General features: G+C 58.0%; 24 protein-coding genes and 1 riboswitch. Of the genes, 12 read left to right on the forward strand and 12 right to left on the reverse strand.

Annotation, left to right across the window (positions count from 1 at the left end; translation table 11 throughout):
- The first annotated feature begins 37 nt into the window (after positions 1-37).
- The 3 genes from U738_RS10555 to U738_RS10565 are packed head-to-tail and all read left to right on the forward strand — an operon-like array spanning position 38 to position 2,879.
- Positions 38-1,054, forward strand: coding sequence for an ABC transporter substrate-binding protein (locus U738_RS10555; RefSeq protein WP_035580029.1), 1,017 nt, complete (start codon positions 38-40; stop codon positions 1,052-1,054).
- Positions 1,051-2,115: a FecCD family ABC transporter permease gene (locus tag U738_RS10560; protein WP_035580031.1), complete on the forward strand. Its 1,065-nt coding sequence runs from the start codon at positions 1,051-1,053 to the stop codon at positions 2,113-2,115. Before U738_RS10555 ends, U738_RS10560 begins: the two co-directional genes overlap by 4 nt.
- Positions 2,115-2,879: an ABC transporter ATP-binding protein gene (locus U738_RS10565; protein ID WP_035580035.1), complete on the forward strand. Its 765-nt coding sequence runs from the start codon at positions 2,115-2,117 to the stop codon at positions 2,877-2,879. The genes U738_RS10560 and U738_RS10565 overlap by 1 nt, the downstream gene beginning before the upstream one ends.
- Before the next feature lie 34 nt (positions 2,880-2,913).
- Here the strand turns inward: U738_RS10565 and U738_RS10570 are convergent, their stop codons facing one another.
- Positions 2,914-3,525, reverse strand: a complete 612-nt coding sequence (locus U738_RS10570) for a Yip1 family protein (RefSeq protein WP_172821668.1) — start codon at positions 3,523-3,525, stop codon at positions 2,914-2,916.
- A gap of 167 nt (positions 3,526-3,692) precedes the next feature.
- On the opposite strand from U738_RS10570, the gene U738_RS10575 reads away from it, so the two are divergent.
- The gene (locus U738_RS10575; protein WP_035580038.1) at positions 3,693-4,583 is read left to right on the forward strand and encodes an NAD-dependent epimerase/dehydratase family protein; all 891 of its coding nucleotides are present in this window, start codon (positions 3,693-3,695) and stop codon (positions 4,581-4,583) included.
- Positions 4,584-4,586: 3 nt separating this feature from the next.
- Here U738_RS10575 and U738_RS10580 read toward each other — a convergent pair whose 3' ends face one another.
- From U738_RS10580 to U738_RS10595, 4 genes are read right to left on the reverse strand one after another with little or no spacing between them, the layout of a single operon-like run.
- Complete coding sequence (locus U738_RS10580) at positions 4,587-5,357, reverse strand: ABC transporter ATP-binding protein (protein WP_035580041.1); 771 nt, start codon at positions 5,355-5,357, stop codon at positions 4,587-4,589.
- A complete protein-coding gene (locus U738_RS10585; protein WP_035580044.1) occupies positions 5,357-6,352 on the reverse strand; it encodes a FecCD family ABC transporter permease in 996 nt (331 codons plus the stop codon). Before U738_RS10585 ends, U738_RS10580 begins: the two co-directional genes overlap by 1 nt.
- Complete coding sequence (locus tag U738_RS10590; protein WP_035580047.1) at positions 6,352-7,275, reverse strand: cobalamin-binding protein; 924 nt, start codon at positions 7,273-7,275, stop codon at positions 6,352-6,354. The genes U738_RS10585 and U738_RS10590 overlap by 1 nt, the downstream gene beginning before the upstream one ends.
- Positions 7,256-9,076 carry a TonB-dependent receptor domain-containing protein gene (locus U738_RS10595; RefSeq protein ID WP_035580051.1) on the reverse strand — a complete coding sequence of 607 codons (1,821 nt, stop codon included), beginning with the start codon at positions 9,074-9,076 and terminating at the stop codon, positions 7,256-7,258. Before U738_RS10595 ends, U738_RS10590 begins: the two co-directional genes overlap by 20 nt.
- A 159-nt stretch (positions 9,077-9,235) precedes the next feature.
- Positions 9,236-9,464, reverse strand: a riboswitch (cobalamin riboswitch).
- 74 nt (positions 9,465-9,538) lie between these two features.
- On the opposite strand from U738_RS10595, the gene U738_RS10600 reads away from it, so the two are divergent.
- Positions 9,539-10,159, forward strand: coding sequence for a hypothetical protein (locus U738_RS10600; protein WP_035580054.1), 621 nt, complete (start codon positions 9,539-9,541; stop codon positions 10,157-10,159).
- 4 nt (positions 10,160-10,163) lie between these two features.
- Here the strand turns inward: U738_RS10600 and U738_RS10605 are convergent, their stop codons facing one another.
- The 7 genes from U738_RS10605 to cobT are packed head-to-tail and all read right to left on the reverse strand — an operon-like array spanning position 10,164 to position 15,601.
- The gene (locus U738_RS10605; RefSeq protein ID WP_035580056.1) at positions 10,164-10,589 is read right to left on the reverse strand and encodes a bifunctional adenosylcobinamide kinase/adenosylcobinamide-phosphate guanylyltransferase; all 426 of its coding nucleotides are present in this window, start codon (positions 10,587-10,589) and stop codon (positions 10,164-10,166) included.
- A complete protein-coding gene (locus U738_RS10610) occupies positions 10,541-11,194 on the reverse strand; it encodes a histidine phosphatase family protein (protein WP_035580059.1) in 654 nt (217 codons plus the stop codon). The genes U738_RS10605 and U738_RS10610 overlap by 49 nt, the downstream gene beginning before the upstream one ends.
- Entirely contained in the window at positions 11,131-11,901 is a 771-nt protein-coding gene (gene cobS / locus U738_RS10615) for an adenosylcobinamide-GDP ribazoletransferase (protein WP_035583450.1), read from the reverse strand. The genes U738_RS10610 and cobS overlap by 64 nt, the downstream gene beginning before the upstream one ends.
- Positions 11,902-11,912: 11 nt before the next feature.
- Positions 11,913-12,464: a bifunctional adenosylcobinamide kinase/adenosylcobinamide-phosphate guanylyltransferase gene (locus U738_RS10620; RefSeq protein WP_035580062.1), complete on the reverse strand. Its 552-nt coding sequence runs from the start codon at positions 12,462-12,464 to the stop codon at positions 11,913-11,915.
- Positions 12,448-13,554: a threonine-phosphate decarboxylase CobD gene (gene cobD / locus U738_RS10625; RefSeq protein WP_035580065.1), complete on the reverse strand. Its 1,107-nt coding sequence runs from the start codon at positions 13,552-13,554 to the stop codon at positions 12,448-12,450. The genes U738_RS10620 and cobD overlap by 17 nt, the downstream gene beginning before the upstream one ends.
- On the reverse strand, positions 13,551-14,555 hold the full coding sequence (gene cbiB / locus U738_RS10630; protein ID WP_035580067.1) for an adenosylcobinamide-phosphate synthase CbiB: 1,005 nt from the start codon (positions 14,553-14,555) through the stop codon (positions 13,551-13,553). Before cbiB ends, cobD begins: the two co-directional genes overlap by 4 nt.
- Positions 14,552-15,601 (reverse strand): nicotinate-nucleotide--dimethylbenzimidazole phosphoribosyltransferase, encoded by a 1,050-nt coding sequence (cobT, locus tag U738_RS10635; RefSeq protein ID WP_035580069.1) that lies wholly within the window; start codon positions 15,599-15,601, stop codon positions 14,552-14,554. Before cobT ends, cbiB begins: the two co-directional genes overlap by 4 nt.
- Before the next feature lie 281 nt (positions 15,602-15,882).
- On the opposite strand from cobT, the gene edd reads away from it, so the two are divergent.
- The 7 genes from edd to U738_RS10670 all read left to right on the forward strand — a co-directional run bounded on the left by edd (position 15,883) and on the right by U738_RS10670 (position 23,719).
- Positions 15,883-17,772, forward strand: a complete 1,890-nt coding sequence (gene edd, locus U738_RS10640; RefSeq protein ID WP_035580071.1) for a phosphogluconate dehydratase — start codon at positions 15,883-15,885, stop codon at positions 17,770-17,772.
- Positions 17,772-18,737 carry a glucokinase gene (gene glk / locus U738_RS10645; RefSeq protein WP_035580074.1) on the forward strand — a complete coding sequence of 322 codons (966 nt, stop codon included), beginning with the start codon at positions 17,772-17,774 and terminating at the stop codon, positions 18,735-18,737. The genes edd and glk overlap by 1 nt, the downstream gene beginning before the upstream one ends.
- Positions 18,738-18,772: 35 nt before the next feature.
- A complete protein-coding gene (locus tag U738_RS10650) occupies positions 18,773-19,642 on the forward strand; it encodes an aldo/keto reductase (RefSeq protein ID WP_035580076.1) in 870 nt (289 codons plus the stop codon).
- 63 nt (positions 19,643-19,705) lie between these two features.
- A complete protein-coding gene (locus U738_RS10655; RefSeq protein ID WP_035580079.1) occupies positions 19,706-20,653 on the forward strand; it encodes a carbohydrate kinase family protein in 948 nt (315 codons plus the stop codon).
- Positions 20,654-20,834: 181 nt separating this feature from the next.
- On the forward strand, positions 20,835-21,554 hold the full coding sequence (locus tag U738_RS10660; protein ID WP_035580081.1) for a FadR/GntR family transcriptional regulator: 720 nt from the start codon (positions 20,835-20,837) through the stop codon (positions 21,552-21,554).
- Positions 21,555-21,569: 15 nt separating this feature from the next.
- On the forward strand, positions 21,570-22,718 hold the full coding sequence (gene dgoD, locus U738_RS10665; protein ID WP_022523040.1) for a galactonate dehydratase: 1,149 nt from the start codon (positions 21,570-21,572) through the stop codon (positions 22,716-22,718).
- A gap of 29 nt (positions 22,719-22,747) precedes the next feature.
- Positions 22,748-23,719 (forward strand): 2-dehydro-3-deoxygalactonokinase, encoded by a 972-nt coding sequence (locus U738_RS10670; protein WP_035580085.1) that lies wholly within the window; start codon positions 22,748-22,750, stop codon positions 23,717-23,719.
- Positions 23,720-23,726: the final 7 nt, after the last annotated feature.

Raw genomic sequence — 23,726 nt, forward strand, 5'->3', positions numbered from 1 at the left:
CAGCTCTCTAGCACCACACGTTTACTGGAAGCCAAACATGAAGATCGTTCGTTACCTGCTAACTGCTACATCGCTGCTACCCGCCTCTTACGCGATGGCTGATGCAACCCACTACCCTGTTACTTTAACTAACTGCGGCGTAGAGATCAGCGTGGCGTCAGCCCCGGAGCGAACGGTGACAGTAGGTCAATCGGCCACGGAGGTTCTCTATTCGCTGGGGCTCGCTGATCGAGTGAATGGCACCTCAGTGTGGTTTAATCCGGTTCTTCCCCAGTTTGCTGATGCCAATGAAGCAATCGAGCGGATCGCCAACGACGACCCGAGCTTCGAGGCCGTAGTCAATAAACGGCCTGATCTGGTGGCAGTGCAGTATGAGTGGCACGTGGGCCCCACCGGCAGTGTCGCCACCCGTGAGCAGTTTCATGAGCTGGGTATTAATACCTATATTATGCCCGCCGATTGCGACACCAAGGATAACTCGACCGGCGGCGATGGCACCCGCACCGCCGCCTTCTCGACTGACTCCATCTATAAAGGGATCACCGAGTTAGCCGAGATCTACGATGTTCAAGACGCTGGCGAGGCGCTGATAACCGACCTTGCCGCCCGCGAACAGCGCGCCATCGACTTGGCGAGCAGCCTTGATTTACCGGAAGACTTGTCGGCGGCATTCTGGTTTTCATCGACAGATCTGGGGGTTAGCCCTTTCGTGGCGGGGCAACTGGGGGCACCGGGGTATATGATGGAAAAACTCGTCATTCGTAATGTCATCGAGTCTGACGAAGAGTGGCCCACGGTGGGCTGGGAGAGCATCGCCAGAGCCGATCCCGATGTGCTTGTTATCGCCAACATGGATCGCCGCCGTTTTCCTGCCGACGACATTGAAGCAAAATGGGAGTTTTTACGCAGCGACCCGGTCACCCGGGAGATGAGCGCGGTTAAAAATAACCGTATCGTCGAGATGGACGCCCACGCCATGAGCGCCACTATGCGCACTATTTACGGCCTTGAGACACTTGCCGAGGCACTATCTAATATGTCGTTTAACGAATGAGCATAGCGCTAACGAGAGCTTCCTCCGCAGGCTTCGGGTTGCGCTGGCTATGGATAACACCGCTGGTGCTCGTGGCAGCACTGATCGCGGGTACCGCCATCGGCGAGACGCCAATTCCGGTTGATACCATTCTCAAGGTACTCGCCAATCAGCTACTGGGCGCGGATTACGCGGTTGATCGCATCGACGCGGGCATTATTTGGAACTATCGTCTCAGCCGCGCCGTGGTCGCCGCCTGTTGTGGCACCAGCCTGGCACTGGCAGGGATCGTGCTGCAGGCGCTACTGCGTAACCCCCTGGCCGATCCTTACTTGATGGGCATTTCCGCCGGGGCCTCTACGGGGGCAGTCGCGGTGGCCGTCGCCGGGCTGGGTGCAGGCGCGCTTTCGCTCTCTTTGGGTGCCTTTGTGGGCGCCCTGCTCGCCTTCGGCATCGTGGTCATGCTCGCCCATGCGGCCAACAGCGGTGTGGGTGGTGGGCGCGGTGTTCAGGCCGCGGGGGCAATTATTCTGGCAGGTATTGCAGGCTCGCAGCTGTTCAATGCGCTGACCGCGTTTATCATTACCAAGTCAGCGAGCGCCGAGCAGGCCCGGGGCATCATGTTCTGGCTGATGGGCAATCTTTCAGGAGTGCGCTGGGCCGATGTCACCTTGGCCGTGCCTGCCGCGCTGTTTGGGCTACTGGTTTGCCTATGGCACCGGCGCTCCCTGGATGCATTTACTTTCGGTGCCGACAGCGCCGCCTCCATGGGCATCGCAGTGCGCCCGGTGCGCGGCATGCTGATTATCGCCATGGCGCTGGTCACGGCGGTGATGGTGTCTATTGTGGGGGCGATTGGCTTTGTAGGCTTGGTGATCCCCCATGCCATGCGCTTTATCGTCGGTAGCCGTCATACCCGGCTGGTACCGGCCACCGCCTTGGCGGGTGCGGTATTTTTAATCGGCTCGGATATTCTTTCCCGGGTGCTGGTGCCCGGCCAGGTACTCCCTATCGGGGTGATTACGTCGCTGATCGGCGCGCCTGCCTTTGCGCTAATTCTCGTGCGCGGCAAGAGGTCTTAATGCAGTTATCAGCTGAGCAACTCGCCTGGGCGGTGCATGGCACGCCCCTGCTTATTGACGTTAACCTTACCGTCGAACCCGGCCAAACCTTTGGCTTGGTGGGGCCGAACGGCTCGGGCAAAACCTCGCTACTTCGCCTGCTGGCAGGCTTGAACAAACCTAAAGCAGGACGTGTGCGAATGGGTAGCCAGCCCCTACACACGCTAAAGCAGCGAGCGATTGCTCAATCTATTGCGCTAGTCGAGCAACAGGCCGACACAACCGATAGAATTAGCGTGCGTGACGTAGTGGCGCTGGGCCGGACGCCCTTTCTTACCGCGTTGCGCCCCTGGTCAACTGAAGATGATGCCGTCGTGGCTCAGGCGCTGGTAGATGTCGATATGGTGCATATGGCGGATCGGCTTTGGCACACGCTCTCAGGCGGCGAGCGCCAGCGGGTGCATATTGCCCGTGCACTGGCCCAGAAGCCTAAAATCCTGCTATTGGATGAACCCACCAACCATCTGGATATTCGCCATCAGCTGTCGATTCTTGAATTGGTCAGGCAACTACCGATCACGGTGGTGATCTCGCTGCATGATCTTAATCAAGCCATGGAGTGTGACCGTATTGGCGTGATGGATGGCGGCCGTTTGATCGACAGCGGCCACCCTCACGACGTACTCACCGCCAACAGACTACAGCAGACCTTTGGGGTGCATGCCCACGTGATCGATGACCCCATCGATGGCAAACAGATCATGCGGTTTCGTAGCGCAATTTAGTTATCGCCTGTACCAAGTGCGCCAGGGCGACCCTTCATCGAAAGAGATGCCAAACCACGCTGTGATCCGTGCCCATACTCCACAGCAGTACAATCACAACGAGTAGTGCCTCTAGCACCAAAACACCAACACCCAGCGTCGTTGTTGACAGAATAAACCCACGCTGATGACTGATGCCTAAAAAGCTGGGTGTTCCCTTATAGAGTAGATAGGCGCTGTAGAGCAGTCCAATCACCATACCCAGCATACAGAACCAAAAAGCCGGGTAGAGTGCAAAAACGCCACACAGGAACATCGGTGTCGCAATGTAACCCGCGAAAATAAGGCAATCACGGCGGCTGGGGCGGTTATCTATACGACGGGCCAACCAATGGATCATACTGCCCACAACGGCCACAGCCATTAGGATCAACGCATAAAAAGCCACGCCTAATGCAATACCATTGGCAAGAGAGACTTGATAGGTTTCAGGGCCACCATAGGTCCAACCGACCTGGGTAGTGCCTATCAGCGCACAGACGACAGGAATAGCAGCGAGTAAAAGGACATGGTGGGCATACAGATGACTGATAGATTCATGCTCGCCCCGGATCGAATGCCACTCTCTTTCAGGATGATGGAGGAGCCCCCAAACATGATGGATCATAACGACCTCCCGGTTTTGTAGATGCTCTGTTGTTAGGGTCAGACGTTGATCGATTGGATCAATAAGATTCCGAATCATTTTTAGTGTAGAACATAAAATCATTTTCGGAGGTAAGGATTTTTCTTTGCTAAGGTGGGTGCTCACTCTACTAATTGGCGGGGTTCCATATGCGACTTTTATTCACCGGCGGCAGTGGCAAGGCTGGCCGTCATGCGACGGCTTATCTTCGCGACCAAGGTCACCAAGTCACCAACCTGGATTGGGTGGCGTCCGACGTACCCGGCATTACCACCCTAAAGACCGACCTGACCGATGCAGGCCAGGTATTCAATGCCTGCCGGGCTTACGCCGATTTCGACGAACTGGAGCCAGGCACTGGCGTGCCGCGTTACGATGCGATTGTCCACTTTGCGGCCATACCCGCCATCCTCCATCGACCGGACAACGAGACTTATCGCATCAATACGCTAAGTACCTACAATATTCTCGATGCTGCCACCAAACTGGGCATTCCCAAGGTCATCTTCGCCTCCAGCGAGACCACTTACGGCGTTTGCTTTGCCGATGGTGAGAAGAAACCGGACTATCTCCCCATCGATGAAGAGCACCCCACCGTGCCTCAAGATAGCTACGCCATGAGCAAGGTGGTAAACGAGGTAACGGCGCGCTCTTTCCAGGCGCGCTCGGGCATCGACATCTACGGCCTCCGCATCAACAACGTTATCGAGCCCCACGAATACCGTCAGGATTTCCCAGCCTACATGAATGATCCCGCCCTGCGCCGCCGCAATATCTTCGCCTACATCGACGCCCGCGACCTGGGCCAGATGGTCGATTGCTGCCTGAAAACGGATGGCCTGGGCTACCAGATATTCAACGTCGCCAATGACGATCTCTCGGTGGGCCTGACCAATCCAGAAATCATCGAACGCTTCTACGCTGGCGTACCGATCAAGCGCGAAATGGGCGAATTTGAGACTTTCTACACTAATGAAAAAGCGCGCCGTCTGGTCGGCTTTACACCACGCCACTCCTGGCGGGATGAGCTGGAGCACTAGGTATCACTCTTTTATCGGTACAAACACCGGTGCCCCATCCACCTCGACCACCGCTAGCCGCTGGCGGTAGAGGCTTTCTAAAGCACTGGGCATCAGCATGCTATCCCGCGGGCCCCAGCACGCCTCGCCATTGGGGTAGAGCAGTAAAATATGGTCGCACCACCGGGCAGCCAGGTTTAGGTCGTGTAAGCACATGATGACCGCCTGCCCCTGGGCAGCCTGCTCTGCCATCAGCGCCATGACGGCGCTCTGGTGGTGAAGGTCAAGATGGTTGGTGGGCTCGTCGGCCAGCCACAGGTTGGGCGCCTGGGTCAGCACGGTGGCAATCGCTACCCGCTGGCGTTCGCCGCCGGAAAGCGTGCTGACTAAACGGTCATGCAGATGCGCCACATCTAATCGCTCAAGCGCAGCTTCGGCACGGGCGTAGTCATCGGCGCCCTCCATCTGCCACGGCGAGAGATAGGGATGACGGCCAATCAGCGCGGTTTCCAGCACGGTTGCGGGAAAGCCATCCTGCCGATCCTGAAACACCAATCCCAAACACTGGGCGATATGCCGGCGGCGCAGCTGACCAAGCGCTGACTCGTTGAGCTGAACGCTGCCCGAACGTGGGGCATGCAGCCCCGCCAAAGTATGCAGCAGAGTGGTTTTACCCGCCCCGTTAGGGCCCAACACACCCCACATTTGGCCTGGTTCAACGGTTAAATTAAGCGGTGTGCCACCTTCACGTCCCGGCACGTCGATGATGAGGTCTCGGGTAGCCAGTACGCTCATCAGCGGCTCCGGTAGAGCAGAAACAGGAAGGTGGGCACGCCCAACAGCGCAGTGATCACGCCTACGGGCAGCTGTTCCGGGGCGATCATGGTGCGCGCTAGTGTGTCCGCCAACACCAATAGCGTGCCCCCCGCCAACGCACAGGCGGGCAGTATCAGCCTCTGGTCGTTGCCTAACAGCAGGCGCAGCATATGCGGCACCACTAAACCGACAAAGCCAATGCTGCCAGCGGTGGTCACTGCCACTGCGGTGAGTAGGCTGGCGGCAATATAGATACACCACTCCAGCGGCCTAACCGCAACGCCCAGCGCGGCGGCCTGCTGAGGGCCTCGGGCCAACACATTCAGGCTACGCCCAAGCGGAATCAGTACCACGCAGGTAGCCAACAACAATAGCAGCGGCGGCCAAGGGGTACGCGCATAGGAGAGATCGCCCATCAGCCAGTAGAGCATGCCTGGCAGGCGTTCGGCGGGGCTCATCGCCAGCATTAGGGTAATTACCGCGCCCCACCCCGCCGCGACCACTACGCCGGTGAGCAGCAGCCGCGAAGGGGTCCAGCCGCCGCTGCCGTGGGCCAAACCAAACACTAAAAATGTCGAAAATAGCGCGCCGCCAAATGCCGAACCAGAAATCGCCAGCCCGCCGAACCCTCCCAGCATGGCTGCCAATGCGCCAATAGAGGCGCCACCGGATAGGCCAAGCACGTAAGGGTCAGCAAGCGGATTGCGCAGCAGCACCTGCATTAACGCCCCCGCTACTGCCAACAAACCGCCGACGGCAAACGCCGAGAGCGCCCTGGGCAAGCGCAGCTCCATCACCATGGTACGCGCCAACGCATCGCTCTCGCCTTGCCCTATATAACCAAGATTACCCAGCACCACTTGCCAAATTTGCGCCGGAGAAATCTGCGCACTGCCAACACCAAGGGAAATAATCAGCGCAGCCAACGCCGCTAGTAATAGCAGGCTAAGCGGCAGCCCCAGGCGTGCGAGCATTAACGGCGTCCACGCTTTTGGCGCGCAATATCGAGCTTCTCACAGAGGATCTGGGTGCCCTCCATCAGCCGCGGCGTGGGCCGTTGAATCAGCGAAGGCGGCACAAAGAAGAGATTATCTTCGCTCACCGCCGTCAGGTTGGAGTACTGCTCCCAGTGGGTCAGCCAGTGGCGGTTCTCTTCGCCCATCCCCCCGGCCACAATCGCCTCAGGATTCGCTGCCAGCACGGCTTCATCGTCTATGCGAGGCACCCGTCGCGCCTGCTCGCCAAACACATTTTCACCGCCGCAAATCTCGACCACCTGGCCGATAAGGTGCTGGTCGTTAACGCTCATTAGCGGCTCATCCCACACTTGGTAGAACGTGGTTACCGGGTCACGATCACGGTAGCGCGACGCAAGCGCGGCCATGGTGTCACGGAAATTGTCTGCCACCGACTGCCCGGCCGCTTCTGTACCCGCCAGCCGTGCCAAACGCTCAATGGCACTGGCCACGCCCTCTACATCCCGGGGCTCGATATAGAACACCGGCATACCCAAGGCTTCGAGGGTTTCAAGCTGTTCAGCTGGGTTGCCCGTCACCCAACCAATGACTATATCGGGCGCAAGCCCTACCAGCGCCTCTAGATCAATCCGGGTATGGCTTCCCACCGACGTCACTTGTTTGGCTGCCGGCGGATAATCGCTGTAAGCAACGACGGCGACCACTTGATCTCCTGCGCCAGCCGCGTAGGTCAGTTCAGTCGCACCGGGCGAGAGCGTGGCTATGCGCTGAGCAGCATTATACAGGCACACTTCACGGCCACGATCATCCACTACGCAGCGCGAGTGATCGTGGGCATGCGAAGTAGCCGCTGTTAATAACAACGCGAGGCCCAAGGCCCCGCGCGCAACACCACGTTTACTATTGGCCAAAGTGAACACTTAAGAACCCTGCTCGGCCAGCGTTAATATAGTCACGGCTGGTTGAATACTCTTTATCAAAGGCGTTTTCTAGCGTAACACGAGCCGTCCAGAGCGGCGCAAACTGCCATCCCGCGCGCAGGTTAACCAGTCCATAGCCACCTAAACGCTGGGTATTGGAGACGTTATCGTAGCGGTGATTCTGCGCGATTAACGAGCCCCCCAGCGACCAATCGCCAAGCTCCCGATCGGCATCCAGACGCACACTTTGAGTGGCCCGACGGGCTAATCGATTACCGGTATCTCGGTCTTCCGGATCCAGATAGGTAAAGGCGGCTTGCAGTGTCCAATCATTCATTTCCACACCACTTGCAAACTCCGCCCCACGAATACGCGCGCTGTTGATGTTCTGCGGCGCCCATAAACCACTCGACGTCGGCGCCCAGGCAATCATGTCGTCGTACTCGTTTTGAAAGGCGGCCAAGTCCCAGAACCATCGGTTGTATTGGCCTCGAACACCCACTTCGACGGTTTCAGACTTTTCTGGATTGAGATTAGGGTTACCAGAATCCGGCCAATAGAGGTCATTAAAGCTCGGTGCTTTAAAAGCAGTACCTAAGCTTGCGCGCAGCGTGTGATAGTTATCTATTTGATAACCCAGCGCCAAGCTGCCGGTAACCTCATCGCCGTAGGCTTCGTTGTCGTCATAACGCAAGCTTGCTTGAATGGCAAACGGAGAGAAGTCGAGCAGCCCTTGGGTAAACACGGCGGTGTTATCGCGGCTGGTGACGTCAAAGTCGTTGGTGCTTGAAACGCGGTCTTCGCTGATTTCAGCGCCAGCAATTAACTCATGGGCACCCAACTGAAGATTGTTCTGCCAGCGGGCAGTTTGGGTGCGGGTATCAATGATCGAGTCGCCAAAATTATCCAGCGTATCCAGCTCATCGCGGGCTTCGCTAAGGGTCAGGCGACTCTGCCAGGTATCGGTAACTGGCACCTCGCCGTAAACACCTGCCACCTGCTGGACAAAGTCATTCTCTCCATCGTCATATTCGTTGTTACCGCGAGCGCGCAGTGCCAGCACACCCACCTCAGCACCACTCTCAAAGGTATGCGCAACGCGGGCAAGCGCCGAGGTGTTGTCATAGCCTTTGTCTTCACCGCCGCGTCGAATGGGTTGGCCATCAGTATTGAAATGGCTAGCGGCGAAGCTGTAGCGCGTGCCTCCCTCGCGGCCAGAAATACCTGCGCTTAATCGCTGGGTATTAAAGGAGCCACCACCGACTGAAATGCTAGGGTGCGAGCCCTCTTCGTCACCCTCCGGGGTAAACAGCTGAATGACACCACCGACGGCATCCGCACCGTAAAGGCTACCGCGGGGGCCGCGCACGATTTCTGCACGGTCAAACATGCGTGGGTCTAGATACTGAAAAGCGGCGCCGCCTGCCGTGGCAGATCGCAGCCGAATACCATCGATCATCAGAACGGAAGCATCGCTGGGCGCACCGCGTAGATAAACGCTGCTGTTTTTACCAAAACTGCCGTTGCTGGTGACATCAACGCCCGGCTGGCCGCGCAGCAGATCGCTGAGGCTGGTGGGGTCTTGGCGGCGAAAAGAGGCTGTGTCCAGCACGCTAACCGATGAAAGGCTTTCGTTGGCAGTGCGCGGCGCTAACGCAGCGGTAACCACGACAGGATCAAGCGTGGCTAAATCAGTCGTCGCGGCGGCGTATTGGGCCTGGGCTGAAAAGGAGATGGCGAGTGGTAAAGCAGCCATGCTCAACGCCGCCCGTTGGGCGGTGGTGTGGAAACGGTGGTTCATGGAGGGATCCCTTGCTCGTCGTGCTCACCCGCACAACGTCGTTTTATTGACCGAGCGCAGGACAAGACAAGGAAATCACGGTCGCACTGTATGATTGCATTGTTCCACCGTTAATCGCCTTGAGAGCACCCACCGCGCCTCGGCATGTATCGGTTCAGGTTGAACCGTTACTCTCGGGCCGGTCTCCGGGCTGACGAGCGAAAGGCAGCATCTAACAATGCGCCTTTCCGAACGACCACCTTCCCGTGCATAAGCACAGTGGCGTCTTAGCCGTTCTTATCTCGATCACCGTTGCGGGGGCAGCGTTGGAATCACACAAGGCGTTCACCAACTTCCCGTTTCACTAGCGGCTTGATCCACCGCCAGCACCTGAGAGTGGGCGTAAGCTAGCAACTTGTTGGAGGGCGGTCAATTCATGATGAGCTGCTAGAGTATAGACAACGCACGGAACAGGAGACGATCATGGTCGATTCCTCACCAGCCGGCGTGCCACGCTGGTTAAAGCTGGCTTTTACACTGTGGATCCTGGTCTGGGCACCAAGCTACGTAGTGCTGCTGGGGGCACAGAACTTCTTTTGGCTGTGCAACGTAGCGAGTTTTCTGCTGCTGGTGGCGCTGTGGAGTGAACACCGCACCCTGATGTCGATGCAATGGCTGGCGGTGGCGCTAGTCGGCAGTTTATGGAGCCTGGACGTCGCCACGGCGGCGCTCACTGGCGTGCATCCTATCGGCGGCACCGAGTATATGTTCGACCCGGAGCATCCACCCATGGCGCGAGCCATGTCGCTCTACCACGTGGTGCTAACGCTGGTGGCGGGTATCGGCATAGCCAGGCTTGGCTATGCACGCCGCGCCCTGCTTTGGCAGATCCTGCTAACGTGGATTGTGGTGCCATTGACCTATCTGCTTACCGAAGCCGAGCGCAATATCAACTGGGTGCATGGCCCCTTCGGCCAGTCCCAGGAGAGCCTCGACCCGTTGCTCTATCTGTTCCTACTCACGCTGCTCTGGCCCATAATAGTCTACCTGCCAGTGCATCTACTGATGATTGGTTGGCAGCAGCGCTGGCGGAGCAAGGCTTAGCTAATTACTTAACCGCCATCACCAACCCATGCCGGACATACCACACATGCTCAGCTTGAGTAGTGGCATCCTGAACAAACCAGCCATTGAGATCACGAAGGCGGCGCTGTTCAGGCTGCATGGGCACAATCCCACGGCCAACTTCGTTGGCAATGATGATTAACGGCGCGTTTAGCTCGTCGGCGTGCTGGCAGAGCGCTGCCATATCGCTCTGCCACTGCTGGCGCAGGGCATCGTTATCGTCACGCTCAAGCGCAGCGCCAAGCCATTCAAGCACACCTGTGAGAACAAGCGGCGTATCGGCTACGAGCGCTTGCTGGCTATCGCTGAAGGGCTTAGCAGCATCCAGTTGCCACCAATTCGCCTTGAGAAAGCGTGCGGCTACAACGTCTCGTTTGCCAGCGCAGGCACCGCCGATGAAGAGCTGCATTGCCATTCTCCTTGTCCATTCGCATCGGTGTAATAAGTGAGTTTCCAGCGCCTGCCTTGGGCCTGACTCACTGAGCCATCCCAGAAGTGGATGGTTTCAAAACGACGGCGCAGCTCGCGAATCACACCGCCGTGGGTGACAGCTAGAATTTTTTTGTGCCCCCCCGATTGAGCATTGACGGCCACATTATCAAGCCAAGCATACAAACGTGCGCGCAGCTGGGCCGCTGATTCGCCACCTGGGATTTTCAGCTCACCGACGCTGTCGATCCAGGCGCGGTAGTGGGATAGGTTTTTGAGTTCGTCGTAAACCTTGCCTTCGTACTCGCCAAAATCGAGCTCCCGCAGGCGTGGCTCAAGCGTAAGGGGCACGCCTGGTTTGGCGACTTCCGCCCACTTCAGCGTTTGTTGGCAGCGGTTAAGATCGCTTGAGTAGATGGCATCAAAATACTCATCTGCCAATGCCTCCCGCAGCGTTAGTAGCCCCTCTTCAGCTTCAGGCAACAGCAGCGGTATATCTTGTTGGCCCTGATAACGACGTTCTAAATTCCAAGCGGTGATACCGTGGCGAACTGCCACCAGCTCCACACTAAGATCAGTAGCCAAAGCTCTCCTCCTTCGATGGTGGCGCCTACCATATCGCCGTTAATGCCGTTAAACAGTCGCACCATAAACCCGCGTGAAAGCGCCACAAAGACAGCCGCCAAGAGCCCCATCAGCACCAGCGCAGGGGCGAACAGCGCGACAACCGCCAGCGGTACCAGCGCCAGTGCCACATCCTGGCCGCTAAGCGACTGCTGCCAGCTCCAAGCCAGGCCCTTCGGCTGGGCGCAGGGGGTCAGAACCAGCAAGGCAACGCCCGCCCAGCGCCCTAGCGCGGGCACCACCAGCAGCCACCAGAGCGGCGCTTGATAAGTGAGCAATGCCCATAGCAGCACGCCCTTCCAGGCGAGTAGAAACACCAGCGCCAAGATACCAAAGCTGCCGATTTGCGGATCTTTCATAATCTCCCAGCGGCGCGCCAGCGGCTGATTACTGCCCAGCGCATCGGCGATATCCATAACGCCATCCAAATGCAGCCCACCGGAAAGCGCCACCCACACGCTTAATATCGCCAGCGCGGTGATCGGTGTGGGGGCGTTGTGCATCGCAAACGCTAGCAGCACCAGCACGCTACCGATCAACAGGCCCACCAAAGGGTAGGCGCGCACCGCCCAGCGGCGGGTATCGGGCGTCCAGGGGACGGCTATTGGTATGGGGATCCGGGTCAGAAACTGCAGCGCCAGCAGGAGACCGAACAGAGCATTTTTCACAGCACCCTCTTTCACAGCAGCTTCCCGTGGTTTTTCCATTCGATGGCGCAGCCTGCGAGCACCTCTAGCACCGAGTCCGCCTCCGCCGCTAGCCAGCGGTGAGCGCGCTGAAGAAACGCCAGGTAGCGCCAGGTTTGCGTATCTGTGGGCGGCAGCGATTCGTTAATATCGTTAGAGACAATCATTAGATAAATACTGCGCGCGCGAGCATCCGATAACGTATTTGTCAGCAGCGCCAGGCCACCGTCGTCGCTAAGCTCACTGCCATACAGCACTTGGCTGGACCATAGCGTTAAGCAGTCCAGCAGAACCGCACTGCCATCGGGCACCTCGGCCAGCGCTTGATCTATATCCACAGGCGCTTCTAGCGTTACCCATCGAGCGGCTTGTCCGTGACCGTTCCTAGCTTGCTGGTGTCGTACCACTCGCTCAGCCATCTCTGCGTCGTATACGGCTGCGGTCGCTAAGTAGTAACAGGGTGAGCTACCCGCTGCGTCCACTACCCGCTGCTCGGCAATATCACTTTTGCCGGAGCGTGCGCCGCCGCTAACGAAGACAATCATGCAGTACCTTTTTCAGCACATTAACTAGCCGCCGGTTGGCAGATTCGTCGCGCAGCGCTACTCTCAGCCATTCGCCATTAAGCCCGGCAAAATTGTGGCTATGACGCACTAAAATGCCCTGGCGCAGTAGCTGCTCAAATAGCGCATCCGTGGTGATTTCCTGCGCAGCACTGGGGCGGATAAGAAAAAAACACGCCTGGCTGGGCACAACGTCCAACCCCAACTCGGTAAGCGCTTGAGCCACACGCGGCCGCTCGCTGGCCAACCACCGTTGGGTGCGCCGGGCAAAGGCATCATCCGTCAGCAACGGCGCCACCAGCTCCGCCGCCAAGTGATTAACACTCCAGGCTGGCTGATGGATCGCGGCGGCGTTTATTGTTGCCGCATCCGCCAGCATATAGCCCAACCGCAGCCCTGGCAGGGTATAAAACTTGGTCATGGAGTGCAGCAGCGTCAAGTGCGCATAGCGCGCCAACAGCGGAGCCAACGAGGCCTGCTGGGTCGCCTCGCCTACCATGTCAATAAAGGCCTCATCGACTACCACATGGCAGCCAATGGCTGCGCTGCGATCCAGCAGCGTTTCCATTGCCGAAATATCAATTAGCGTAGCGGTAGGATTATTGGGGCGGCATAAAAACAGCACCTCAGTGCCGTTAAGCCCGGTCAACAAAGAACCAACATCCAGCACAAAGTGCGGCGCGGGCAGTGCGATCTCAGTGACGGAGAGCCGATAAGCACGACAGGCGCGGGCATACTCGCCAAAGCTTGGGGTAATAATCGCCGCCCGCTTGCCTGCATGCACCGCGGCAGCCAGGAAAATCGCCTCGGCGCCGCCGTTGGTTAGCAGCACCTGCTCGGGCTGGACTTGGTGGTGGGCGGCAATAGCGTGGCGAGCAGCGCAATAATCGGGTGCCGGGTAGCGCTCCAGACAGGCTAACTGCCTCGTTAACCAATCGCTGACCCAGGCCGGAGGCCCCAAAGGATTGAGGTTGGCACTAAAATCTTCCAGACGGTGATCGGCGGGCAAACCGAAGTGCGCTAATAGCGCCTCGGCTTGCCCGCCGTGGCTGGGCCACATACATTGACTCATAGTAGCCCCTTAAAAATGAATAATATGCCCGCTATTACCACCACTGACAGCACCATAAACAGTATCCAGGCACCGTGCATTAAACGCACCGCAGCAGAGATATGCGTTACCTGCAGCACTTCAAGCGGCTCACCTAGGGTAGCGCGCTGAGACACCACACCTTGATAGACATTGGTGCCGCCCAACTGAACCCCGAGTAGCCTGGCCACCATGGCCTCCGGCCAGCCAGCATTGGGGCTTGGATGACGCGGCGCATCGCGGCAAGTACTGCTCAGTGCGCCTTTCCAGCGCAGGTTCAAAACGCCTGAAATATCCAGTAGCAGGCCAGCAAGCCACAGGCATAGCGCGGTTAAGCGTGCGGGTATCCAGTTGGCGACATCGTCCAGCTTCGCGGAGGCAAAACCAAAATCGGCATAGCGTTGGTTTTTGTAGCCTACCATCGAATCCAGAGTATTCACCGCCTTGTACGCCAGCGCTAGCGGTGCCCCGCCAATCAGGGCAAAAAATAGTGGGGCGGTAATGCCGTCAACGGTGTTTTCCGCCACGGTTTCCACCGTGCCCCGGGTAATTTCCGCTTCATCCAAGCGTTGCGTATCGCGCCCGACTATCATTCCCAGCGCCTTGCGTGCAGCGTGCAAATCGCCTTTTGTCAGCGGCTTAACCACGGCGCGTGCCGCATCGCCCAAGCCTTTAATCGCCAGCGTAGTCGATAGCAGCCAAAGCTCAGCAATCAACGCCAGCCCGGGGTGCAATCGTGCTAGCAGCGCCAGCGCTAACCCGCTAACAAGCCATACGCCGCCGACCACAACAACGGTTAACAACGCGCCGCTGAGCTTGCGCTGCTGCGCCGTGCCGCGATTCCACAGCCGCTCAAAAGCGCTAATAAAGCGCCCTATCAGCACCACCGGATGCGGTATTGAGCGTGGGTCACCAACGATTAAATCAATCATGATCGCTAAAGCGATCAGCGCTACGCCCGTTAATGTAGCACTTGCGCTCATAGCCTAGCCTTATCGCTAACGCCGGCATCGTTAAAGGTCGCCATCTCCGCCGCCATCGCTGTCGCCGCCTTCACTAACGGATACGCCAGCGCGGCACCACTGCCCTCGCCTAGCCGCATGCCCATATCGAGTAGCGGCTTAGCCTCTAAAGCCCTTAATGCGACTTCATGCCCAGGCTCTTGGGAGCGATGGCCAAAAATAAGGTAGCCGCGTACCGCGGGGCAGATTCGGCAGGCGGTCAACGCGGCCACTGTGGCAATAAAGCCATCCACAATGGCTGGCATCCTATTGGCCGCTGCTGCCAAATACGCGCCGGTCATGGCAGCAATTTCCAGGCCGCCCAATTTTGCAAGCACCGCTAAAGGGGCCTGTGGGTCAGCGTTACGCGCAGCGATAGCGCGTTCAATCACCGCCACTTTGTGCACCTGCTGCTGGGGATTAATCCCGGTTCCCGCACCGACTACGCTTGTTACCGACTCACCCGTTAGTACTGCTAACATCGCACTACTGGCGGTGGTATTGGCAATGCCCATTTCACCGACAATGAGGCATTTTGCGCCGGCCTTTTTTGCCCTTTCAACGGCAGCCACGCCCGCATCCATAGCATTAATGACGTCAGCCGATTGCATGGTGTCTTCTTCCACCATATTGGCAGTGCCATGGCGCACTTTAGCAGCGGTTACGCCTGCCATTGTTAACGTCGCAGCCACGCCAACATCGACTATCTCAACCAGCGCCCCTATCTGCCGGGCAAACACATTAATGGCCGCCCCTCCATTGGCGAAGTTAGCCACCATCTGGGCAGTCACTTCTTGGGGAAAGGCAGATACCCCTTCGACGGCAACGCCGTGATCTGCAGCAAACACAATGACCGCCGGCGGCGTCACGCTGGGCTTGAGCTGACCAGTGATGGCGCTCAGCTGTATCGCCAACTCTTCCAAGGCACCCAAGCTACCCGGCGGCTTGGTGAGCGTATCCAAGTAGCGACGAGCCTCTTCCCCAGCATTGAGATCAACAGGCTGAATGTGGTCAACAATAGCGTGCATGCAGGCTCCGGCTTAGTAGGGGTCATCAAACATTCAAAGGCAAAGCGCAAAATGGTAGCAAAAGCCTGGGTGCTATACTTGCTATTTCACTGGCGATGCTTCCACCCTGTCAGGGTTCCATAAATACCATCGCCTATTTTACGTAAGGTGACTGACAGCCTACATTCGGGTAATAAAACTACAAATGTGGTTTTTATTGCCGTAAAGTCTCTTAAATCGACGCTAAAAAATGTAAAATAACTACAATATTTACTCACCGTCTCTATCACGCAGAGGTCCCTATGCCGAGCTCAACACCTGCCACTTTAAACCCTACCGTTGCTGAGGTTACCCAGCGCATTCGTGAGCGCTCTGCTGAGCGGCGCGCCCTCTATGAGCGGCGCATGGCTGACCAGCACAAACGTGGTGTGCACCGTGCCGAACTAAGCTGTGGCAACCTGGCCCACGGTTTCGCGGCCTGTAACCCGCGTGATAAGAACGAACTCAAGCTGATGAACAGCGCCAACTTAGGGATTATATCGTCTTACAACGATATGCTCTCGGCGCACCAGCCGTTTGAGACGTTTCCTGAAACGATTAAAGCAGCCGCCAGTGCCATGGGCTCAACCGCCCAGTTTGCCGGTGGCGTGCCCGCCATGTGCGACGGTGTGACCCAAGGCCAGCCGGGGATGGAACTTTCCCTGTTTTCTCGCGATGTGATTGCCATGTCCGCGGCCGTTGGCCTCTCGCACAATATGTTCGATGCTGCCCTTTATCTGGGTGTATGCGACAAGATTATTCCAGGCCTTTTCATCGCTGCCGCGCGCTTTGGGCATCTGCCCGCCATGTTTGTCCCCGCGGGCCCAATGCCCAGTGGCCTGCCTAACAAAGAGAAGGCGCGCGTCCGCCAACTCTACGCAGAAGGTAAAGTGGGCCGCGCCGAGCTGCTAGAAGCCGAGTCGGAGTCCTACCACAGCCCCGGCACCTGCACCTTCTACGGCACCGCCAACTCCAACCAGCTAATGATGGAGGTGATGGGCCTACATCTGCCCGGCACTTCTTTTGTAAACCCTGGCACCGAGATGCGCGAAGCACTGACCCGCTACGCCACAGAGCAGGCCATCCGTAACACCGAACCCGGCGGCGACTATCGCCCGTTCTTTAAACAGATTGATGAGCGCGCGATTGTTAACGCCGTGGTGGGTTTGCTGGCTTCCGGTGGTTCAACCAACCATACGATGCACCTGATCGCCATGGCCGCCGCTGCGGGCATTACCCTGAACTGGGATGACTTCACCGACCTTTCGGCGGTTACTCCCAGCCTGATGCAGGTTTACCCTAACGGCCAGGCGGATATCAACCACTTCCAGGCGGCGGGCGGCATGAGCTACCTGTTCCGGGAATTGTTGGGCGCAGGCTTGATTCACGGCGATATCCCCACCGTGTTTGGCACTGACCTAACCGCCTACACCCAGGAGCCGTTCCTGGAAGATGGCAAAGTCGTCTGGCATGAAGGCCCCGAAAAAAGTCTTGATGAAGACGTTCTTCGACCTGTCGCTAAGCCCTTCGCGGCAACGGGTGGTTTAACAGTGATGAAAGGCAACCTGGGACGCGGTGTGATTAAAATCTCAGCAGTCGCCGAAGAGCATCGCATTGTTGAAGCGCCGGTAAAAATCTTCGAAGATCAAAATGAAATGAAAGCGGCTTTTGAGTCTGGCGATTTAGACCGCGATGTCATCGTGGTTGTACGCTTCCAGGGGCCCAAAGCTAACGGCATGCCCGAGCTACACAAACTAACGCCGTTCCTGGGCGTGCTGCAGGACCGTGGCTATAAAGTGGCGCTGGTCACTGATGGCCGCATGTCGGGCGCATCGGGCAAGGTACCGGCTTCTATCCACATGAGTCCGGAAGCCCTGGATGGTGGCCCGCTGGCCAAACTGCGCGATGGCGATATTGTGCGCCTGGATGCCAATGCGGGCACGCTGGAAGCCAAAGTTGACCCCGCCAGCTGGGCTGATCGGCAACTAGCCATCGGTAACCTGGATCACTACCACGTGGGCTTGGGTCGCGAGCTGTTTGGCGGCTTCCGTCACCTTGCCATGCGCGGTGAAGAGGGCGCTGGCGTGTTTGGTGGTTTTGAAGCCGATGATCTCGCCCGCCAGCAGGGGCAAATCTCACAAGAGGATGCCTGATGCGACCGGCACTCATCGGCGATATTGGGGGCACCAACGCACGCCTGGCATTGGTGTCTCCCGGTGAAATAACCCCGCACGACATTTTGAACCTACCCTGCACCGACTACCCCGGCGTTGTAGAAGCGGTGCAGGATTACTTGAATCGCGTGGGCGCCACCGGTGACAACGCGCCTCAAGAAGCCTGCTTAGCCTTCGCCTGCCCTGTTCACGCTGAGCGGGTCAAAATGACCAACAACCACTGGGATTTTTTGAAAAGCGACGTTCAGCAAGCGCTGAATCTATCGCTATTCAAAGTGATTAATGACTTTACCGCCCAGGCGCTGGGCGTTCCCCATGTGGCAGCCAGTGATTTGGTCGAGGTTCAGCCGGGTCAAACCCAGGCGCACTCCACACGCTTAATCATCGGCCCTGGCACCGGGCTGGGCGTTGCTGGGGTATTTCCCGGGCAGCACGCCTGGATACCACTGCCCACCGAAGGCGGCCACGTCACTTTTGCACCCACGGATGGCACCGAGCGGGCGCTGCTGGATGTATTTCTGCAGCGTCACAAGCGGGTGAGCGTAGAGCGCATTTTGTGCGGTCAGGGCTTACTCGAGCTTTACCAGGCGCACTGCAGCCTTGAGGGAATTGAACCTCGCCTAACCAGCCCGGCCGAGGTGACCACAGCGGCCAACGAGGGCGATAGCCTCGCCACCGCTGCCCTGCTGCGCTTTCTCAAAATCCTCGGCGATGTGTGTGGCGATGCCACCCTAACCATGGGCGCAAGGGGTGGAGTTTATCTATGTGGCGGCATTCTTCCCCGCTTGCTGGAGTGGCTGCCGAAGAGCGAACTGCGCACCGCTTTTGTCAATAAAGGCCGTATGGGTGCTTATAACGCTGACATCCCCGTATGGGTGGTGACTGCCCCCTGGACGGGCCTGCTGGGTGCCGCCGAAGCACTGCATAACGAAGAAGTTTTCTGATAACAATTTCTAACAACATCAATATGGAATCTGCTATGCCCGCTGCCACCTTTGATGTGCCGTTTCTTCTCGGCATGATGCGTCTGCACGAAACTCCCGCCATGCACGACCCTGAACGGTTGGCAGACTGGATCGAAGCACGCCTGGAACAGGGCCTTAACTGGTTTGACCATGCGGACATTTACGGCAGCGGCCAAGGAGAGACGCTTTTTGGCGCCGCACTACGGGCGCGCCCTGCCCTGGCTCAGCGGGTCAAGGTCGTCACCAAAGCGAGCATTGCTAACGACAACCCCGCGCCCGGTTCGGGTAAGGTAAAGCACTACAACGCTAGCCCGGATTATCTACATAGCGCCATCGACGCCTCGCTTGGGCGTTTAAACGTCGAACGTCTCGACCACTTTCTGATTCACCGCCCCGACCTGCTAATGAACGCTGAAGCCACCGGCCGCGCGCTGGACAACGCCATTGAAGCAGGCAAAATTGGCGCCGCGGGAATTTCCAACCACCTGCCTAGCCAGTGGCGCCGTTTGCAAGCAGCCATGCATCATCGATTAAGCGCCAACCAGATCGAGCTCTCAATCGCCCATACCACGCCGCTGTTTAACGGTAGCTTTGATGATCTATGCGCCGACGGCCACTCGCCCATGGCGTGGTCGCCGCTGGCAGGTGGGCAATTGATGCAGGGCTCCGTGGGCGACTGTTTGGGTAAGTGGGCAACTACGCTTGATAGCTCGCCCAACGCCTTAGCGCTGGCTTGGCTGCGCAGCCTGCCCAACTCGCCGATACCGGTGATTGGCAGCGTTAAACCTGAGCGAATTAGCGACATGCTGAATGCCCCCGCAACGCTACCCCGGGAAGCGTGGTATGAGCTGCTTGAAGCCGCGCGCGGTCATTGCGTGGCATAAAACTGTTCCGTGCAACACCGCTCGTTTTAAAACAAATACACTAATCATAATAAGGAGCCACAGATGACACCAGTTATCGCCTTTGGGGAAGCACTGGTTGATATGCTCTCCAGTCGTTTGGGTGCCGCCACTGATGCCCAGGAAACCTTTACGCCCTACGCCGGTGGCGCTCCCGCGAACGTGGCGGTCGCCTGCGCCCGCCTGGGTGTGCCTAGCCAGTTTTTAGGCATGGTAGGCGACGATACTTTTGGGCATTTTTTGGTGCGTGAGCTTAATAGCCACGGTGTAGACACCAGCGGCATTGTGTACACCCAACAATCCCGTACGGCGCTAGCGTTCGTTTCCCGGGATGCAGTGGGCGAGCGCACTTTTGATTTTTATCGTCCACCCGCAGCTGATCTGCTTTACCGCCTTGAGCATTTACCCCAGGGCGTATTTGAGAATCCTGCTATTTTGCACCTGTGCAGTAACAGCCTGACCGACCCCGAGATCGCCGACGTTACTCTGGCAATGGCCACCATGGCCAAGCGCGCAGGCTGCCTGGTCAGCGTCGATGCCAACCTACGCCACAATCTATGGCCCGGCGGTGAAGCAGACGCCAGCTTAGTCACGCAACTACTAGACGGCGCCGAGCTGCTCAAGCTCTCCCAGGAAGAACTCGACTACTTGCGTGCTGATCACCCTGCAGAATCGTGGCTTTCTGAACGTTTGGCGGCTGGGGTGAAGGTTATCTTGATTACCGACGGCCCCAACGATGTGGTGCTAAAAGGTATCGGCATCGACCAGCGAATTGCCCCCCCTAAAGTGGAAGCAGTCGATACCACCGCCGGTGGCGACGCCTTTATTGGGGGTCTTCTGGCCGAGCTTTCGACCCACGGCATCAATGAAAACTGGCAGAGCGATGCTGACTTTCTACACCGTGCAGTAGCTACCGCCTGCCGCTGCGGCGCCCATGCCGTTACTCGGCCAGGCGCTTACGCCGCACTGCCAACGCGAGCAGATATTAGCTAAATAAGTCGCCCTATAAGCTATTAACATAAGGCACGCCTGGGTAGGCGTGCCTTTTTTGTACCTGATTTGGGGTGACTAGACGTCAAATTAAGCTCTGACTTTTGTCTAAAGCAGTTCGCTTGTGGAAATGTCAGACATTTACTAGACTAGCGGTCATCGAACACATAATAAGAGACAACCGATGACGCTGGATGCTCTACCTACCCACCAGGGTGGCGCTGAACAGTTAGCGCGTTTACTTGCCCAGGCACTGCTGGCAGGCCATTGGCAGCCCGGCGATGTTTTTCCTCGCGAGTTGGATATCGGTAAACACTTTGCCGTTAGCCGTAACCAGGTGCGTAACGCACTCACCAGCCTCACCGCTGCAGGGCTATTAGAGCGCACCGCGGGGCGCGGCACGTTGGTGCGCGAAATCGGCGACTGGCACCTGCTCGACCCGCTGATGAGCGAATGGATGACCGGCTTGATCAACCTTGACCCGCAGCTGGTCAGGGCTATTTACGCCTTTCGCTACTCTGCCGAACCCGTGGTGGCAGGCCTGGCGGCGCAGGCAGCCCAGGCTGAAGACATAGAGCGCCTTGAGAGCGCCTTTGCAGGCATGGAGAGCAGCGCAGGCAGTGTTGAAGCCCGTGCTGAGCATGCCGAGTACGACGTCGCCTTTCACGATGCCACTTACCGGGCGAGCCACAATTTAGTCTGGCGGCAAATGGGGCATTTACTGCGCCCTTCAATCATGGCGCTGATACACCGTTCGCAGCACCGCACCGATACGCTAGACGACAGCCTTGCCCGCCACCGTCAGGTGCTTGACGCCATACGCAACCGCGATGCCAGCGGCGCAGAGAGTGCCGCACGTGAAGTACTGCGCCGTACCGCCATCGATCTTGGCATCGTCAATTAATAAGGATCTGATTTAATGAAAATCACCAAACTCAAGACCTGGCAAGTCCCCCCGCGCTGGCTGTTTCTCAAGATCGAAACCGATGAAGGCTGCTACGGCTGGGGTGAACCGGTAATTGAAGGCCGCGCGGCAACCGTTGAAGCCGCCGTACACGAGCTTTCCGACTACTTGATCGGCCAGGATCCACACCGCATCGAGCATCTCTGGAACATCATGTACCGCGCTGGATTTTACCGCGGCGGGCCGATTCTGATGAGTGCAATTGCCGGTATTGACCAGGCGCTGTGGGATCTTAAAGGTCGCGACCTGGGTGTGCCCGTTCACCAGCTGTTAGGCGGTGCCGTGCGCGACAAAATGCGCATGTATGCCTGGACCGGTGGCGACCGCCCAAGCGACGTGGGCGCTGGTGCCAAAGCGCTGGTCGAAAAAGGCTTCACGGCCTTCAAAATGAACGGCACCCCCGAGCTGCAAATCGTCGATTCACACCGCAAGGTCGATGAAGCCGTTGCCCGGGTGGCAGAAGCCCGCAACGCCGTTGGGCCAGATGTAGGCATCGGCATCGACTTCCATGGCCGCGTGCACCGCCCTATGGCCAAAGCACTGCTGCGCGAGCTAGAGCCCTTTCACCCCATGTTTGTGGAAGAGCCGGTCGCCCCCGAACATCTGCCCTGCTTGAAGGATATTGCTGGCGGGCTTGGCTACCCGCTAGCCACCGGCGAGCGGCTGCATACCCGTTTTCAGTTCCGCGACCTGCTGGCCGATGGCATGATCGACATTATCCAGCCGGATATTTCCCACTGTGGCGGCATTAGCGAAGGTCTCAAAATCGCCGCCCTAGCATCCGCCTACGATGTCGCCCTGGCGCCCCACTGCCCGCTTGGCCCGCTGACCTTAGCCGCTTCGCTACAGCTGGATGCGGTGAGCCACAACGCCTTTATTCAAGAACAGAGCATGGGTATTCACTACAACCAGGGTAACGATGTACTCGACTACCTGGTCGATAAATCAGCCCTGGCGATTGAAGATGGCTTCTGTGCCATTCCCCAGGGCCCTGGGCTTGGCGTGGAGATCAACGAAGAGTTCGTTGAGGAGCGCGCCAAGGTGGGCCACCGCTGGCGCAACCCGGTCTGGACTCACGAAGACGGCTCTATTGCGGAGTGGTAAGCCATGCAATCAACGCTGAGACTTACCCAATGAGCGCGACGACTGCATCGTTAGAGCAACAGCTGGCGTGGATTGCCGTGGACTGGGGCTCCAGCAACCTGCGCGCCTGGGGCCTCAATCAACACGACCAAGTGATTGCCCAAGCCAGTAGCGACAAGGGCATGCTGTCGCTTACCCCCGCCGACTATGAGCGCGAGCTACGGCGGCTAGTGGGCGATTGGCTGCCTGCCAATGTTCACACCGATGTGATGGTGTGCGGCATGGCGGGCGCCCGTCAGGGCTGGCTGGAAGCCGCCTATTTGCCGGTACCCACGCGGCTTGACCAGCTTAGCCAGGGCGCAGTAACGCCAACGCTTACAGGCGACCAGCTACGTGTTTACCTGCTACCCGGTTTAAGCCAAACCCGCAGTGCTGCAACCCACTTTGATGTAATGCGTGGGGAAGAGACCCAGTTAGCAGGCCTCGTCGCTAACACACCTGACTTTACGGGTCTCGCCTGTTTGCCGGGTACCCACGCCAAATGGGCCACTCTTGAAGCGGGTGCGGTGAGTGGGTTTTCGACCTACCTGACCGGCGAGCTTTACCAGCTATTGGCCAACCAATCGGTCTTGCGCCACTCAATCGGCACCGATGAGCTTCAAGACCCCGCTTGCCGTGAGGCGTTTATTTCGGCAGTTAGCGAGATCTACGCGGCGCCCGAAACTTTTAGTAGCCGTCTTTTCGGCCTGCGCGCGCAGGATTTACTCGATGGTCGGCTACCTGCAGGCGACACGCGTGGAGCCGTACTGGCGGCCAGGCTCTCTGGGCTCGCCATTGGCCTTGAGCTTGCTGGCGCCTGCCGTGAATGCCCCACCGATAAGCCGATCATGTTGATTGGTAACCAAGCCCTGAGCCAGCGCTATACGCTGGCGCTCAATACGATCGGCTATCAGACGCAGCATGTGGATGGCGACACCGCCGTCTTAGCAGGTCTGCGCCTCGCCCATCACGCGTTAACATAATTTAAGC

Origin of the sequence: Halomonas sp. TG39a, assembly GCF_000744395.1 — a bacterium.
Classification (GTDB): Bacteria; Pseudomonadota; Gammaproteobacteria; order Pseudomonadales; family Halomonadaceae; genus Vreelandella; species Vreelandella ventosae_B.